Source organism: Streptomyces sp. NPDC048461, from assembly GCF_055587105.1.
On record NZ_JBVJGW010000059.1, the window covers coordinates 1 to 13,664 of the forward strand.

The 13,664-nt window shown below is 68.1% G+C and carries 15 protein-coding genes and 1 pseudogene; 12 read left to right on the plus strand and 4 right to left on the minus strand.

Going from position 1 to position 13,664, the window contains the following annotated elements:
• Positions 1 to 418: 418 nt before the first annotated feature.
• Positions 419 to 592 (minus strand): hypothetical protein, encoded by a 174-nt coding sequence (locus ACZ6S8_RS39120; protein WP_158711813.1) that lies wholly within the window; start codon positions 590 to 592, stop codon positions 419 to 421.
• Positions 593 to 1,102: 510 nt separating this feature from the next.
• On the opposite strand from ACZ6S8_RS39120, the gene ectA reads away from it, so the two are divergent.
• The 9 genes and pseudogenes from ectA to ACZ6S8_RS39165 all read left to right on the plus strand — a co-directional run bounded on the left by ectA (position 1,103) and on the right by ACZ6S8_RS39165 (position 7,889).
• On the plus strand, positions 1,103 to 1,651 hold the full coding sequence (ectA, locus tag ACZ6S8_RS39125; RefSeq protein ID WP_469463132.1) for a diaminobutyrate acetyltransferase: 549 nt from the start codon (positions 1,103 to 1,105) through the stop codon (positions 1,649 to 1,651).
• A gap of 66 nt (positions 1,652 to 1,717) precedes the next feature.
• Positions 1,718 to 2,986, plus strand: a complete 1,269-nt coding sequence (gene ectB / locus ACZ6S8_RS39130) for a diaminobutyrate--2-oxoglutarate transaminase (RefSeq protein ID WP_469463134.1) — start codon at positions 1,718 to 1,720, stop codon at positions 2,984 to 2,986.
• A gap of 31 nt (positions 2,987 to 3,017) precedes the next feature.
• A complete protein-coding gene (locus tag ACZ6S8_RS39135; RefSeq protein WP_469463135.1) occupies positions 3,018 to 3,422 on the plus strand; it encodes an ectoine synthase in 405 nt (134 codons plus the stop codon).
• A 31-nt stretch (positions 3,423 to 3,453) separates the two neighbouring features.
• Positions 3,454 to 4,353 (plus strand): ectoine hydroxylase, encoded by a 900-nt coding sequence (thpD, locus tag ACZ6S8_RS39140; protein ID WP_267839108.1) that lies wholly within the window; start codon positions 3,454 to 3,456, stop codon positions 4,351 to 4,353.
• A gap of 80 nt (positions 4,354 to 4,433) precedes the next feature.
• On the plus strand, positions 4,434 to 5,351 hold the full coding sequence (ehuB, locus tag ACZ6S8_RS39145) for an ectoine/hydroxyectoine ABC transporter substrate-binding protein EhuB (RefSeq protein WP_469463137.1): 918 nt from the start codon (positions 4,434 to 4,436) through the stop codon (positions 5,349 to 5,351).
• 12 nt (positions 5,352 to 5,363) lie between these two features.
• A complete protein-coding gene (gene ehuC / locus ACZ6S8_RS39150) occupies positions 5,364 to 6,041 on the plus strand; it encodes an ectoine/hydroxyectoine ABC transporter permease subunit EhuC (protein ID WP_469463138.1) in 678 nt (225 codons plus the stop codon).
• Entirely contained in the window at positions 6,041 to 6,676 is a 636-nt protein-coding gene (gene ehuD / locus ACZ6S8_RS39155) for an ectoine/hydroxyectoine ABC transporter permease subunit EhuD (RefSeq protein WP_267839105.1), read from the plus strand. The genes ehuC and ehuD overlap by 1 nt, the downstream gene beginning before the upstream one ends.
• Positions 6,677 to 6,698: 22 nt before the next feature.
• Positions 6,699 to 7,461, plus strand: a pseudogene (gene ehuA / locus ACZ6S8_RS39160) (ectoine/hydroxyectoine ABC transporter ATP-binding protein EhuA).
• A gap of 152 nt (positions 7,462 to 7,613) precedes the next feature.
• Positions 7,614 to 7,889, plus strand: coding sequence for a hypothetical protein (locus ACZ6S8_RS39165; RefSeq protein WP_267839104.1), 276 nt, complete (start codon positions 7,614 to 7,616; stop codon positions 7,887 to 7,889).
• Here ACZ6S8_RS39165 and ACZ6S8_RS39170 read toward each other — a convergent pair.
• The 3 genes from ACZ6S8_RS39170 to ACZ6S8_RS39180 all read right to left on the minus strand — a co-directional run bounded on the left by ACZ6S8_RS39170 (position 7,872) and on the right by ACZ6S8_RS39180 (position 10,263).
• The gene (locus tag ACZ6S8_RS39170; protein WP_469463141.1) at positions 7,872 to 8,207 is read right to left on the minus strand and encodes a DUF3040 domain-containing protein; all 336 of its coding nucleotides are present in this window, start codon (positions 8,205 to 8,207) and stop codon (positions 7,872 to 7,874) included. The two genes, ACZ6S8_RS39165 and ACZ6S8_RS39170, sit on opposite strands and share 18 nt — an antisense overlap.
• Before the next feature lie 413 nt (positions 8,208 to 8,620).
• Positions 8,621 to 9,148, minus strand: a complete 528-nt coding sequence (locus tag ACZ6S8_RS39175; protein ID WP_469463143.1) for a MarR family winged helix-turn-helix transcriptional regulator — start codon at positions 9,146 to 9,148, stop codon at positions 8,621 to 8,623.
• A 44-nt stretch (positions 9,149 to 9,192) separates the two neighbouring features.
• Positions 9,193 to 10,263: a PP2C family protein-serine/threonine phosphatase gene (locus tag ACZ6S8_RS39180; RefSeq protein WP_267839101.1), complete on the minus strand. Its 1,071-nt coding sequence runs from the start codon at positions 10,261 to 10,263 to the stop codon at positions 9,193 to 9,195.
• 205 nt (positions 10,264 to 10,468) lie between these two features.
• Between ACZ6S8_RS39180 and ACZ6S8_RS39185 the strand changes: the two genes are divergently transcribed.
• The 3 genes from ACZ6S8_RS39185 to ACZ6S8_RS39195 all read left to right on the plus strand — a co-directional run bounded on the left by ACZ6S8_RS39185 (position 10,469) and on the right by ACZ6S8_RS39195 (position 13,287).
• Positions 10,469 to 10,975 carry a nitroreductase family deazaflavin-dependent oxidoreductase gene (locus ACZ6S8_RS39185; RefSeq protein ID WP_469463144.1) on the plus strand — a complete coding sequence of 169 codons (507 nt, stop codon included), beginning with the start codon at positions 10,469 to 10,471 and terminating at the stop codon, positions 10,973 to 10,975.
• A gap of 602 nt (positions 10,976 to 11,577) precedes the next feature.
• Positions 11,578 to 12,819, plus strand: coding sequence for a cation:proton antiporter (locus ACZ6S8_RS39190; RefSeq protein ID WP_469463146.1), 1,242 nt, complete (start codon positions 11,578 to 11,580; stop codon positions 12,817 to 12,819).
• 111 nt (positions 12,820 to 12,930) lie between these two features.
• A complete protein-coding gene (locus ACZ6S8_RS39195; RefSeq protein ID WP_469463148.1) occupies positions 12,931 to 13,287 on the plus strand; it encodes a CBS domain-containing protein in 357 nt (118 codons plus the stop codon).
• The last annotated feature ends 377 nt before the right edge of the window (positions 13,288 to 13,664 follow it).

The following is a 13,664-nucleotide window of genomic DNA, read 5'->3' on the forward strand; positions in this document are numbered from 1 at the left end:
GCGATCTCCGATCGCCTTCGAGAACGCCTTCCAAACAACATCAACTACCCTGGCCCGAGCCGCATAGACGTGTTCAAAATCCGGGGTCAAGGCCCGTGGTCGGCGGAGCGGCCGATGACGCACTCCTCCTCGTCCGGCCCCTCGAGCCAGCCCGCACACGTCTCGGCGTGGAGGTAGGGCTCGGAAGTGATCTTGCCCTTCCCCTTGCAGCTGGTACGACGACTCCGCGTCGTACATCGCGAGGTTGAGCATGGCGGCCGAGCGGGCCATCGGGCCGGGTTCTCCAACCTCGCGCCGGACGACCTCCAGCAGAACGTCGTTCCAGTAGTGCACCGGATCGGCGACCGCATCGGTGGTGGCAGCGTGATCATTCGAGGTGGTCCATAGGCTCTCGTGGGAGCGCGAGTGCGCATCTCGATCAGCGCTGGTTCGCCGCTACCCAGAGTGCTGCCGCGGTCGCCAGGACGAAGGCACCAGCCGCCAGTACGGGCACGCCGGGAACCGGCGTCGCGTAGAGCACGACACCGGCGGCGGCGAGCACGGCGCCGAAAGCGAAGAGGGGCGAGACCCGAGTCCGAAACGGGCGAGTCATGATGGTTGCTCCTGTACGGAGGATTGGGTCGACCCCCAGGTTCTCACCTCAAGGCCCGCAGGTACACCTTCCCGCGAGGCCAGGGTCACGGGGCCGGGCGGGGCAGCGGCGAGCCCGAATCCATCACGAGGGACGGCCCGTGCCATCGCCGCACTGACACGGTCCGCCTGCGCGTCGGCCACGGTACGGCCTGAGCGGCCTCGGGTCGCCGCGGACCGGCCGGACGCGCAACCATTCGGGCGCCGAATATCCAGGTGCTGTCTGCTCAAACCTTCGAGCGGCCGACAATGCCATAACGTTCAAGTCGCAAACTTAGCATGAAGCAAATGTGTTGCAATCTCGTTACTTTGAAAAGATATTAGGGGGTATGTCCTATTTTACGCTGGCTCGCCTCACCGAACGGTCACGTCAGCAACCCTCTTCGAAGGGAATGAGATACCACAGGACGGCGCTTCAGGTAAGCCATCGGGCCCATGCAATTTCATTTTTTGCTGGGTAACTTCGGCCCGCATGACCACCGCTCGTGCAGAACCGGCCCACTACCGAGACAACGTCCTGGCCCTTCCCACCGGATTGCGCCTCGATCGCCCGAACGTGAGTGACGGCGCCGCCCTCTGGCGAATCGCCCGCGACTCCAAGGCCCTCGACCTCAACTCGCCGTACAGCTACCTGCTGTGGTGCCGCGACTTCCCCGGCACGTCCGCGGTGGTCCGGGACGCATCCGGGCAGCCGGTCGGCTTCGTGAGCGGCTACCTGCGTCCCGAGGCGCCGCGGACACTGCTGATCTGGCAGATCGCCGTCGACGAGTCCCTGAGGGGGCTGGGTGTCGCCGGCGCGCTTCTCGACGCGCTCTCCCGGCGGGTTGCCGAAGAGCACGGCCTGCGATGCCTGGAGGCGTCCGTGACGCCCGACAACGCGGCCTCGGAGCGGCTGTTCGCTTCCTACGCCGAGCGGCACAGCGCGCAGGTACGGCGCGAGGTCCTCTTCGGAAGCGACCAGTTCCCTGACGAAGACCACGAAGCAGAGGTCCTGTACCGCATCGGTCCGCTGTCCTTCTGAACCCCATTCGGTCCGGGCTCTGTCCCGCCTGCGTCTGCACGCAACACACCTGCACTGGAGCATACGTTGACCATCACCGCCCCGGCCCCGACCATCTTCGAGACCGTGGAGTCAGAGGTACGCAGCTACTGCCGCGCCTGGCCGGTCGTCTTCGAGCGGGCCAGCGGCAACCGGCTCTACGACGAGCAGGGCCGCGCCTACCTCGACTTCTTCGCCGGCGCCGGATCCCTCAACTACGGACACAACAACCCGGTGCTCAAGACCGCCCTCCTCGAGTACATCGAGCGCGACGGCATCACTCACGCACTGGACATGTCGACCACCGCGAAACGGGCGTTCCTGGAGACCTTCCAGTCGACCGTCCTCCAGCCGCGCGGCCTCCCCTACAAGGTGATGTTCCCCGGCCCGACGGGAACGAACGCCGTCGAGGCAGCCCTGAAGCTGGCGCGCAAGGTCAAGGGGCGTGAAGCGGTCGTCTCCTTCACCAACGCCTTCCACGGCATGTCGCTCGGCTCTCTCTCCGTGACCGGCAACGCCTTCAAACGGGCCGGAGCCGGCATCCCGCTCGTGCACGCCACTCCGATGCCGTTCGACAACTACCTCGGCGGCCGGGTCCCCGACTTCCTCTGGTTCGAACGGCTGCTGGAGGACCAGGGCTCGGGGCTGAACCACCCCGCCGCCGTCATCGTCGAGACGATCCAGGGCGAAGGCGGTGTCAACGTGGCCCGCGCCGAATGGCTGCGGGGCCTGGCGAACCTGTGCCGCCGGCGCGACATGCTGCTCATCGTCGACGACGTGCAGATGGGCTGTGGCCGGACGGGGGACTTCTTCTCCTTCGAGGAGGCGGGCATCGTCCCGGACATCGTGACCGTGTCCAAGTCCATCAGCGGGTACGGGCTGCCCATGGCCCTCTGCCTGTTCAAGCCGGAACTGGACGTGTGGGAGCCCGGTGAGCACAACGGGACCTTCCGCGGGAACAACCCCGCCTTCGTGACCGCGACGGCCGCCCTGCAGGCGTACTGGGGCGACGGCGCCCTGCGCCAGCAGACGCTGGTGCACGGCGGACGCGTCGAGAGCGCCCTGCGCCGCCTCTGCGCCGACCACGAGCGCAGCGGAGCCGGCTACCGGGGCCGCGGACTGGTGTGGGGCATCGAATTCACCGACAAGCAGCGCGCCGAGGCCGTCTGCCGCAAGGCCTTCGAACACGGCCTGCTCGTCGAAACCTCCGGCCCCGAGGGGGAAGTGGTCAAGCTGCTCCCGCCCCTCACCCTCACGGCTGACGAATTGGACGAGGGACTCGACCTCCTGGCCCGCTCCGTCCACGAGACCGCCTGAACGCCCCCACACCCAAGAGAGGCACCACACCATGATCGTCCGCTCGTTCAGGGACATCGAGGGAACCGAACGCCATGTCAAGGCGGCGTCGGGAACCTGGGAGAGCAAGCGCATCATCCTCGCCCGCGAACGCGTCGGGTTCTCCCTCCACGAGACCGTGCTCCACGCCGGCACCGAGACGTCGATGTGGTACGCGAACCACGTCGAGGCCGTCGTCTGCACCGAGGGCGAGGCCGAGCTCACCGACGAGGAGACGGGTGAGGTGTACACCATCACGCCCGGAACCATGTACCTGCTCGACGGACACGAGCGGCACACCTTGCGCGTCAAGAACGACTTCCGCTGCCTGTGCGTCTTCAACCCCCCGGTCACCGGCCGCGAAGACCACGACCAGAACGGCACGTACCCGCTGCTCACCGAGCCGGACCAGGGCTGACCGGCCCAAGAGAGAGGAGGCAGACACCACCATGGCCACGTTCCCCACCCTCACCACAGACCTGTACCCCACCAGGGGCGCCGAAGAGGTGCTCATCGGCCGTAAGGATCCCGTCGTCTGGTCGGAGCCGGGCACCGCGGGCCCCTTCTGGGCACACGAACTGGAAAGCTACGAGCGCGACGGATTCCTCCCGGTGGACCAGCTGATCACTCCGGAGGAGGTCGCCGGCTACAAGGCCGAGATGGACCGGCTCATCGCCGACCCCCGGACGCGTGAGGACGAACGCTCGATCGTCGAGCCCAAGTCCCAGGAGGTCCGGTCCGTCTTCGAGGTCCACCGGATCAGCGAGGTGTTCGCCCGACTGGCCGCCGACCCGCGCGTGGTGGGCCGGGCCCGGCAGATCCTGGGTTCCGACGTGTACGTCCACCAGTCCCGCATCAACGTCAAGCCCGGGTTCGGTGCGAGTGGTTTCTACTGGCACTCCGACTTCGAGACCTGGCACGCCGAGGACGGCCTGCCGCAGATGCGCACCGTCTCCGTGTCGATCGCGCTGACGCCCAACTATGTGACCAACGGCGGCCTGATGATCATGCCGGGGTCGCACCGGACCTTCCTGGGCTGCGCCGGAGCGACTCCGAAAGACAACTACAAGAAGTCGCTCCAGATGCAGGATGCCGGGACGCCCTCCGACGACGCTCTGACCAAGTTCGCCTCGGCGTGCGGAATCAAGCTCTTCACCGGCAAGGCCGGCTCCGCGACCTGGTTCGACTGCAACGCGATGCACGGCTCGGGGGACAACATCACGCCGTACCCGCGCAGCAACGTGTTCCTCGTTTTCAACAGCGTGCACAACCGGCCGGAGGCGCCGTTCGCCGCGCCCGTCCGCCGCCCGTCCTTCATCGCGTCCCAGGACTTCACGCCGTTGCGCTGACGCCCGTGGCCGCCTCGCCCGTGCCCGTCCCGCGCCGTTGACCATACACACCGCCCGTGTTCACTGCCGGAAGGAACGACATGCCCTCCCCCCGCGCCCTCTCCCGACGAGGGTTCCTCTCCCGTACCGGACTGCTGGGCGGCCTGGCCCTGGCGCCGGGGCTGGTCACGGCATGTTCACGCACCGAGGCGGGCACGGGCGCTCCCCGGGACGAGGACGACCTGCTGACGAAGCTCCGCGAACAGGGATTCGTACGGGTGGGATTCGCGGGCGAGGCACCGTACGGCTTCAAGGACGGCAACGAGCTCGCCGGGGAGGCACCGACGCTGCACCGCGAGATCTTCTCAGCGATGGGTGTGGCCGAGATGCGCCCCACCCTGACCGACTTCGGCGCACTGATCCCCGCCTTGCTCGCCGACCGGTTCGACGTCGTCAGCGCGGGCATGGCCATCACCACCGAACGCTGCGCGAAAGTGATCTTCTCGGAGCCCGAGTTCGTCTCGCCCACCGCCCTGATGGTGCCCAAGGGCAACCCCCGAGGGCTGAGCGACCTGAAGTCCTGCGCCGGAGCCGGCGTGACGGTCGGGGTGCTGACCGCCGCGGTCGAAGCGGCGTACGCGCAGGGGGCTGGGGTCGCGGAGTCCGCCATCAAGTCCCTGGCGAAGCAGCAGGACGGGCTGGACGCGCTGGTGGCGGGGCGCATCGATGCGTTCGCCCTGACAGGTATCTCCCTGCGCTGGCTGGCCAGGACCAATGCCGGGGCGGCGGTGGAGGTGCTCGAACCCTTCGTTCCGGAGGTGGACGGTCGCAAGCAGTACAGCCCCGGCGGAGCGGTCTTCCGCCCCCGGGCCACGGGGCTCCGGGACGCGTTCAACTCGGAGCTCGCCAAGATCACCGGTGATCCGGACCGGTACGTCGCTCTCATCGGCGCGTACGGGTTCACGGCGCGGGAGATTCCGCCCGCCACACTGCGTACTGCCGATCTGTGCAAGGTCTGATGGTGAACCCCGATGGCTGCCTTCGTCACCGAGTTCACGCGCTCGCTCCCCAGCATCGCCGACGGCGTACGGGTCACGGTCCAGGCGACCGTGCTCAGCGCCGCGGTGGCGCTCGTGGTGGCCTTCTTCTTCGGCTTCCTGGCGCGCTCACCACGCCTGCTCGTCCGCGGGTCCACCCGGATCACCGTCGAGTTCTTCCGGGGCACGTCGCTCTACGTGCAGCTCTTCTGGCTATTCTTCGCCCTTCCGGTGCTCGGCTTCCGGCTGGAGCCAATGGCCTGCGCCGTCGTGGCCTTCGGTCTCAACTTCGGCGCATACGGCTCCGAAGTCGTGCGCGGCGCCCTGAACGCGGTCCCCCGCGCCCAGTGGGAGGCGGCTGTCGCTCTGGGAATGAGCCCGTGGCAGCGCATGCGGCGGGTGATCCTGCCGCAAGCCTGGGTCCAGATGATCCCGCCGTTCGGCAACCTCCTCATCCAGTTGCTGAAGGCCACGCCCCTCCTGTCCCTGATCACCATCGCCGACCTCACCTTCGAGATGGACCAGCTGCGGTCACTCACCGGGAACACGGCCCAGGCCTACCTCGCCATCCTCGTCATCTACTACGCCCTCGCCGCCGTCCTGAACGCCCTCATGAAGGCAGTGGAGTCGGCTGCGAAGTCCCGCCTGGGACAGGGAACCGGGGGCGCCTGATGTGGTCCTGGGAGACGGCCCGCGAGGGGCTGCCCGTGGTCCTGAGCGGGTTCAGAACCACCCTGTACGCCACCGTGCTGGGCTCGGCCGTGGCGATATCGCTCGGCTTGGTGCTCGCCGTGATCCAGCACACCTCGACCCGCTGGATCACCCTGCCCCTGCGCTTGGCTGCCGACTTCATCCGCTCCACCCCCGTGATGATCCAGCTCTTCGCCGCTTGGGTGCTCGTCCCCGGGCTGAACGCGCTGACGCTGGGCATCGTGGTCTTGGGCGTGCACTACGCGACGTACACCAGCGAGGTGTACCGGGCGGGGATCGACGCGGTACCGAAGGGCCAGTGGGAAGCCGCGGTCGCCCTGTCGCTGCCCAGGCACCGGGTGTGGCGGGCAGTGGTGCTGCCCCAGGCGGTCCGCAACGTGGTTCCGGCTCTCGGCAACTACGTGATCTCGATGTTCAAGGAGACGCCGTTCCTCTCGGTGATCGCGGTCCAGGAGATGGTCCACCGGGCGAACGAGTTCGGCAGCGTCCACTTCGCCTACCTGGAGGCGTTCACCCTCGCCGGGCTCGTGTTCCTGCTGGCGAGCTACCCCACATCCGTACTGATGCGACGTCTGGAGAACCGCCTTGCCCGCTGAAACCGGGGCCGATCGCCCGGAGATGGTCCGCTTTGACAAGGTCGTGAAGCGCTTCGGCGACCACACCGTGCTCGACGGGCTCGACCTGAGCGTGGGCCGGAGCGAGCGCGTGACCCTGGTCGGGCCGAGCGGCTCGGGCAAGACCACGGTCCTGCGGTTGCTGATGACCTTGGAACGGGTCACGGACGGTGTCATCCACGTAGACGGGCAGCCCTACTCCCACATGCCTGCCGGCCGGGCCGGCTCCTTGGCCCCGGCGGACGAGAAGTACCTGTCCGCGCCCCGGCGGCGAATCGGTATGGTCTTCCAGCAGTTCAACCTCTTTCCGCACATGAAGGTGCTGGAGAACGTGATCGAGGCCCCGGTGCACGTCCTGGGCCTGAGCCGGGAGGAGGCGGCCGAGCGCGGCCGGGAGCTACTCGACCTGGTGGGCCTGGACGACAAGCACGACGCCCACCCGACGCGGTTGTCCAGAGGGCAGCAGCAGCGGGTGGCCATTGCCCGTGCCCTGGCGATGCGGCCGGACGGTCCTGCTGCTCGACGAGGTGACCTCCGCACTCGACCCGGAGCTGGTGGCAGGGGTGCTGGACGTCCTGCGCGACGTCGCCGCCTCGACCGACGTCACCCTGCTGTGCGTGACCCACGAGATGGGCTTCGCCCGGGACATCTCGGACCGGGTGGTGATGTTCGACCACGGCAGGGTCCTGGAGTCCGGCCCCCCGGAGCAGCTGTTCGAGGCGCCGCAACACGAACGTACCCAGGCATTTCTCCGGGCGGTGCACTGAGCGTGGGCTGTGTGCCCGTTGTCGCCGACGCCCCGGAGCCTGTTCCCGCCATGGCCGCTCCCCCGCGTCACCGACCGCTGGCAGCCCCGACGTCTACCGGCGAGAATCAGGAGCTCACCTTCCGACCGCACCTGACGAACACGGGATCCCTGTTGGGCAGCTCCACAACCGTCGCGCTCCTGGCTGCCGCCATCATCGTGGCCGCGCTCGCGATCAGGACGGCGATCGCCGACTGCAAAGCACCGGGGCACGGACGCCGGCAGCGGAGGTTCCTCACGGACCGCTACGCCCTGACGGCAGCGGCTGTCACAGCCGTCCTGCTGGGCCTCATAGGCTGGCAGCAGGCGGCTGGAGAGGGCCTGGTCCGGGCCTTGGTCGCAGCAGCCCTCATCGCGCTCGCGGTCAGCGCACTATCCAACCGCAAGTGATCGCGTTCCTTCACCTTCCGAATGTGCTGGGGCGCTCCGCTCGGCCATGACTGCGGCCACGGGGGCCAGCGCACCCTCGACTCGCCCGTCTGCCGGCTGAGGCCCCCCTCTGGAACCAAGGATGAGGGCAGCGAACACCGCGATCAAATGACAGACGAGGACCATGGCGGCCCTCCGACGGCACGGCCATCGCTCGTCGGGGTCGGACCCCGTGGAGAAGCGGTCGAGGCGCACGGCCAGACCGGGAGCCTCCTCGCGCAGGTGGCTCTCGAATTCGGCCAGCACCCGTTCCTCGTGGTCTCGGTCCACAGCGAGCACCTCGCTGCCCCAGCCCCCGCTTCAACGACTGCGCTCCGCCTTGGCGCATGCGGGACGGACGACCCGCCTGGCGGGTAGGCGTGCAGTGCTCCTGCCGAGCCCCGCGGCAAGATGCATCTCGTGCTGCTCCACGTGCAGGTGCCGGCTGCAAAGCCCCCCCCCCGCATTCGCGGCGCATCGCCACAGCCGTGCTGGCCGTACCCGGGCTCGCCAGGCGGACGACGCGGCTGATGACAGCGCAATGGAGTACGCACGTCGGCTTCATCCACCCGCCACCACCGCGCAAGGTCGGTCTGGCCGAGGCAGCGGTCAGCGATGGGTGACTGGCGTCCGCTCCATCAGGTGGAGGGATACCCGCCTATTGAGGGGCACGGCCTGGTCGGGGACGGAGCCACGTGCGCTCACTCTCCCGGTCAGCGAGGGGGGTCGGTCCAGCCGAGGGGGTGCGGCAGGACATCCGGATGGGTCACCGGCGGCTCACCCCCGGCTTCGCTGAACGCGGTCAGGGCGGTGACCAGAGCCAAGCGCTGGGCGGGCTCCATCCGCTCGACGATCACCGCGATCTCGGCCCGGCGGCGGGCGGTCACGTCCTCGACGAGCCGCCACCCGCTGTCCGTGACGGTCAGTATCGTCTCCCTGCGATTGTCGGGGTTGTGCCGGCGATCGGCCAGGCCGGCGGTGATCAACCGGTCGACCATCCTCATGGCTGTGGACGGGCTCACACCGAGCTGGTCCGCGAGGACGACGAGCTTCGTCGCCCCCCGGGTGGCGAGGACGACGAGCATGCGGAACTGGGGAACCGTGACGTTGTCCTCCATGGCCGCCAGCGACCGCGCCGACACCGCGACGAGCAACCTGGACGCGGTCAGTACAGCGCGGGTGACGTCGTCGAAATCGGGTTCGTCACTACTGGCGGCAGCGGGCCGCGGGTGATCGGTCATATCTCTTTCTACCGCTCGGCCGCACCACGCCGACGAGCGCCCCGCTACCGGCAGCGCAGGAGCAGCATGGCGGCGTCGTCGTGCAGGGGCCCCCCGGCATGGGACACGACGTCTGCGCGCAGGGCATCCAGCGCTTCCTGCGGGTCACGGTCCGCCAGGAGTGCCGTGCGCTCCTGCAGCGGGTAGAAGGCTCCGCTCGGCCCACGAGCCTCGGTGACTCCGTCGGTGTAGAGCAGGAGCTGATCTCCGGGACCGAAATCGACCTGGTACGGCGTCGGCCGTTCACCGTCATCGGTGAGCCCCAGAGGCAAGGCGTGCTCAGGTGGATCGGCAAAAAAGGTCTCCCGGTCGCTGCGGACCACCAGGGCCGGCGTGTGGCCATAGTTCACGAACACCGTCCCCCTGTCTTCCGTGATCTCGGCCAGCAAGGCGGTCACGAACTTCTCACCGTCACCCTCCATATCGACGGTACGGCGGACGGCGCACTCCACACGGTCACCGACAGCGGACAGGTCCGGCTCGTTGTACGCGGCCTCCCGGAATGCCCCGAGCACAGTCGCAGCCGTCTCCACCGCCTCCAACCCCTTGCCCTGTACATCGCCTATGATCACCCGCACACCGCCGGCCACCTGCACCACCTCGTAGAGGTCCCCGCCGATCCGCGCCTCCGCGACGGCGGAGGTGTACGACACCGCCGCGCGCACATGTCCGGCCAGCCGGGGCACGGGCCGGAGCAGGACGCGTTGGGCGACTTCCGCGATCGAACGGACGCTCGCGAGCTCGTCCTCCCTACGGCTGCGCATCACCGCTGCGGCCACTCCGGCGACGGTCACTCCCCCGACCGCCGCCATCGCCGTGTAGCCGCGCCGGCTGTCGAAGAGACCGTCGTACAGCCCGAGCCCGAGACACAGGCCGAGAGCGAGGACCCCGACCGCCGCGGTCCGGCGCCACCCCCCGGCCAAGCCTGCGAAGGCGGGCCCCAGCGAGACCAGGGGAAGAAGGCCGACGCCGGGACCTGCCGTCACGTCGGCCACCGCGACGACACCCATCACGCCGTACGGCAGCACCCGCAGGGTGGTTCCGGCGGTTGCTGAGAATGACTGGTCGGGATCCATGACGCGCTCCGGTGCCTTGTACGAACTGGGCGACGAAGGGGAACACCGTTGACCGACACCTCGGTGAGAGGTTGAAGGATCCCCCCGCCACCTGCCAGGTTTAGCCTATGCAAAATTTCTGCGTCCAAAGCACTTCCCCATTGAACTGTTACCTACCCGCTGCGAGCGTCCCACTCCCCCCGCGCACCCGAGAAGGTTTCGTCGGATGAGCAGGCCCTCCCGGCTCCGGAACCGACCGGCACCGCCCACCGGGTGGAAGCGGCGCATCGCCCGGCTCCCGCTCCTCCTCTTCCGCATCGGACTGGGGCCCGTCTTCGGCAAACGGCTGCTCGTGCTCCAGCACACTGGGCTGGTGTCCGGGGCAACACGTGAGGTGTGCCTGGAAGTCGTGGCCCACGATCCTGGGCGCGGCACGTGGACGGTCGCATCGGGCTTCGGTGTGCGTGCACAGTGGTACCGGAACCTCCGGCACATCCCGAAGGTGACCATCCAGGTCGGCCGGACGTTCTATCCGGTCAACGCCCACTTCCTGTCCCCTGATGACGGGGCCTCGATCATGGCGGAGTACGCGGCGCGGCACCCACGTGCCGCCCTTGCCCTGTGCCGATACCTGGCCTTCGACGTGGATGGCACCGATGAAGCCTTCCGCCGCGCTGGGGCCGAGATCCCGTTCGTGCGCCTGGAGGAGGTGCCACCGCGCTGGATCGCATAGGACCACCTCTCACACAAGATCAGCGGCGGCTGCGCCGCGAGGCGTTCGCTCCCACCATGACGAGCCCCGTGACCAGGCAGGCCAGCCCGATCAGGAGCACGGGAAAGGCGGGTCCGGGCAGGACGTAGAGAAAGCGCCCGAGATGGACACGGGGGCGCCCACGGCCACGAGCAGTACCCCCATGCGGAATTCGGCGGCATTTCTGCCCAACCAGGCTCGCAGACGGGTACGGGTCCTCGCGGTCATCGACCACCTGCCAGGTTCGAAGCCCCGGAGGCGTGCGGCCGGGCCGCCGAACTTTTACCATCGCAGTGCGCCCGGTGGGCTCGGCGCCGGCCAGGGGGCACAGGAGACGCCTCGCCACGGAGAAGTCAAGGCACGCAGAGCCTCGGTTCATAGATACCTCTCCGATGAGGCTGTCCACGATAGGCAGCGCCATCCCCTCGTCAGCCTGCCGGAGTCCGGCAACAATTTCGGTCCTGAACTGCCGTAAGGATCTCGCCAAGACCTCGTAAGAGTCGTATAAATTAGCGCACGGCGTGCCGGGAAGTCTGGTCGGCGATCAGGGGACAACTTTCTTCAAAGACCAGGAGGATTCTGCCATGGTTCTTGTTGCCGTATTCGGCGTGGCACTGCTGGTGGCGGTGCTGCTGTCAGGGCTCGCCGCCCGAACCGTACTTTCCACTTCGCTCCTCTTCCTGTTGGGCGGAGCGCTGGTCAGTGACGGGTTCCTCGGCCTGGTGCACATCACCGCCGACAGTGAAATAGTCGCCGTCACGGCCGACTTGGCACTGTTCGCCGTGCTGTTCACCGACGGCATGCACGTCTCGTTCCCCAAACTCCGGGAGAATTGGAAGAACCCGGCCCGTGCGCTCGGCCTGGGCATGCCCCTTGCAATGGTCGGCATGGCGCTGGTGACCCACTACGTCGCAGGCATGGACTGGACGACCTCGTTCCTGGTGGGCGCCGTGCTGGCGCCCACCGACCCGGTCTTCGCCTCGGCCATCGTGGGGCGGAAGGAAGTTCCGACCAAGCTCCGACAACTGCTGAATGTGGAAAGCGGGATCAACGACGGACTGGCTCTGCCCGTCGTCCTGGTCCTCATCGCCGCTGCCGGACCGACGGCCGCCCACTCCGAGGCGTCCATCGGCATGATCGGCCTGGAGCTGGGCCTCGGTCTCGCGTTCGGAGTCCTCCTGCCACTGCTCGTGGCCGGCCTTCTCCGGCTCCGGTTGCTGGGCGCCGAGCCGAAGCTGCAACCGCTGCTGCCGCTCGCCACCGGCATCATGCTCTACGGGCTCTGCCACCTCACTCACGCCAACCCCTACCTCGCGGCCTTCTCCGCCGGCGCGGTTCTCGCCACCGTCTCGCCGGAGCCCAAGGTCGCCTTCGAAGCCTTGGGTGAATCGCTGGCAGAACTGGCAAAGTTCGCGGCTCTGTTGGTCTTCGGCGCCCTGCTGACCCCGCAGTTGTTCGGCGACCTGTCCGTGGGCGGATACGTGGCCGTACTGTTGGCGATCTTCCTGATCCGGCCGGCCTCGCTCCTCCTGTCACTGCTCGGTACGCGGCTGGAGCGCCGGGAGAAGCTGGTCGCTGCCTGGTTCGGCCCCAAGGGCTTCGCCTCGGTCGTGTACGGGCTGCTCGTCCTCCAGGCGGGCATCCCCCAGGGCGAACAGGCGTACACACTCATCGCAGTGTGCATCGCCTTCTCGATCATCGCGCACAGCAGCACCGACGTACCCGTGGCCCGGCTCTTCCACGTCGAGGACATCGCGGGAATCCCCGGCGGCGCGCCGACCGGAGCGCCCGCCGCCAGCCAGGAGGCCCCTCGTGTCCGCGCGTGACCTGGCCACCCCATACCCGTCCCCGTCACAACGGACGAAGGCGCGAACGCCGCAATTCGGCTGCTGACCGGGCACAGTCTCCCGGCGCTGCTTGTAGTCGATGGGCACGGGATGGCGTACGCCGTGGTTCCTGTCTCCCAGCTCGTGCGGCAGCTCGTGCCCGAACCGGCTCTGGACGACCCGCTGCGCACGGCCGTCCTTCGGGACGAGCCGTCAGAACGGCTGGTCGCCACGCTCGAGGAACAGACAGTCGGGAACTGGCTGCCGCGTCGCGGCTTCGGCCCGCGGTGTGTGGGACCTGACGCAACCGCCGCCCAGATCGCCGCCGTGATGGCTCGCAGGCGGATCACGCTCGTGCCCGTTGTGGAACAGGTCGACGACAACGAGGCCAGGATGCTCGGGGTGGTGTCCGCCACCGCGGTGATGCGGTACCTTCTCACGCTCTCGGATTCCGCGGACCGCCGTTGAGGCGGACAAGCCGTCCATAGCAGCCGAGCTCGCCTGCAGACTGCGAGAGCAGGGTGTGATCACGGTGATCGGGGCTGCTCTCGGGGAAGCTGCGTCAGCACGGGCTGGTGCACCCCTGCGCTGGAGCGGCCGTCGGTCTGATCGGAGGTCAGGCACGGACGAGGAGCACGAAATGTACGGCTGTGAAACCAAGCCCGATCAACGCCATTACCCTGCCCCGTCCCTGCACGAGTAGCCGCAATCCGTAGGCCCGGCTTCGAGTCATACGCGGCCGCGGGCCAGCTACTGAGGATTTCAGGGTGGGGTCGGTGGGTTGATAGCCAGGCCGGTGGCGGTGAGGCAGCCGTCGATGAGGTGGGGTCTGAGTTGGATTCTGC

Excerpts from the sequence above, each read along its gene's own strand:
- ACZ6S8_RS39120 (WP_158711813.1), bottom strand. The coding sequence starts at position 592 with ATGACTCGCCCGTTTCGGACTCGGGTCTCGCCCCTCTTCGCTTTCGGC.
- ectA (WP_469463132.1), top strand. The coding sequence starts at position 1,103 with ATGACCACCGCTCGTGCAGAACCGGCCCACTACCGAGACAACGTCCTG.
- ACZ6S8_RS39135 (WP_469463135.1), top strand. The coding sequence starts at position 3,018 with ATGATCGTCCGCTCGTTCAGGGACATCGAGGGAACCGAACGCCATGTC.
- thpD (WP_267839108.1), top strand. The coding sequence starts at position 3,454 with ATGGCCACGTTCCCCACCCTCACCACAGACCTGTACCCCACCAGGGGC.
- ehuB (WP_469463137.1), top strand. The coding sequence starts at position 4,434 with ATGCCCTCCCCCCGCGCCCTCTCCCGACGAGGGTTCCTCTCCCGTACC.
- ehuC (WP_469463138.1), top strand. The coding sequence starts at position 5,364 with ATGGCTGCCTTCGTCACCGAGTTCACGCGCTCGCTCCCCAGCATCGCC.
- ehuD (WP_267839105.1), top strand. The coding sequence starts at position 6,041 with ATGTGGTCCTGGGAGACGGCCCGCGAGGGGCTGCCCGTGGTCCTGAGC.
- ACZ6S8_RS39175 (WP_469463143.1), bottom strand. The coding sequence starts at position 9,148 with ATGACCGATCACCCGCGGCCCGCTGCCGCCAGTAGTGACGAACCCGAT.
- ACZ6S8_RS39180 (WP_267839101.1), bottom strand. The coding sequence starts at position 10,263 with ATGGATCCCGACCAGTCATTCTCAGCAACCGCCGGAACCACCCTGCGG.
- ACZ6S8_RS39185 (WP_469463144.1), top strand. The coding sequence starts at position 10,469 with ATGAGCAGGCCCTCCCGGCTCCGGAACCGACCGGCACCGCCCACCGGG.
- ACZ6S8_RS39190 (WP_469463146.1), top strand. The coding sequence starts at position 11,578 with ATGGTTCTTGTTGCCGTATTCGGCGTGGCACTGCTGGTGGCGGTGCTG.
- ACZ6S8_RS39195 (WP_469463148.1), top strand. The coding sequence starts at position 12,931 with ATGGCGTACGCCGTGGTTCCTGTCTCCCAGCTCGTGCGGCAGCTCGTG.